General features: G+C 43.8%; 1 protein-coding gene. It reads right to left on the minus strand.

Translation table 11 applies throughout. The annotated features are described in order from the left end of the window. Window positions 1–592 (minus strand): vegetative storage protein (locus tag IEY24_RS33210; RefSeq protein ID WP_229223392.1); only part of this gene is annotated, 592 nt, incomplete at its 3' end. Window positions 593–626 lie beyond the last annotated feature (34 nt).

The raw sequence follows: 626 nt of genomic DNA on the forward strand, positions 1-626 counted from the left end.
AAGGATCTTGTGGATCCTTGAGAATTAATTTTTCCCATGTGTGGTAGCCAGCCTTCTTTAAGTTTGCTTCTGTTACGGCCTCTTTGTCCAGTGTTCTTCCTGACAAGAATATAATCTTGAAGCCAAGAGACACCAGCTTGTTGTAATTCTTAAGAGTCTCGGGCAGTGCCGGTGCATTGCCCTTGTTAACCCATTCATCATACAAGGTCGAGTTAAATTTCTCCACCCCATATCCATGTTTTTGGTAGTATGGAATATTAGAGAGTACGGTGCCATCTATACTGAACACAAATGTGTCCTTGGGATGGACTTCGAGGTCTCTGGCATAAAAGTAAGCTTGTTGGTTAACTGTTTTGGAGTCTGATCTATATTGTTCGCCATGGATGTATTCCTTTGTTGCTTCAACGCACTCTTCAGGAATGGTCTCAAAGCCAAAGATGTTGTGTGCTTCCACAGCAAGCCTCCAACTTGCGCATCTCACCTCCGGAGTACGGGCACCATAGCCAGTGTTCATTCGGAGAGGGAACATATCGTACGCATGGCATTGCCATGCTACCAAAATTGTAGCAACGAAGAAAACAAGGACCTTCATTTTCATCACACTGTTTCTAGTTATCTCGATCAAC

It is taken from the genome of Dyadobacter endophyticus, assembly GCF_014641595.1.
Classification (GTDB): Bacteria; Bacteroidota; Bacteroidia; order Cytophagales; family Spirosomataceae; genus Dyadobacter; species Dyadobacter endophyticus.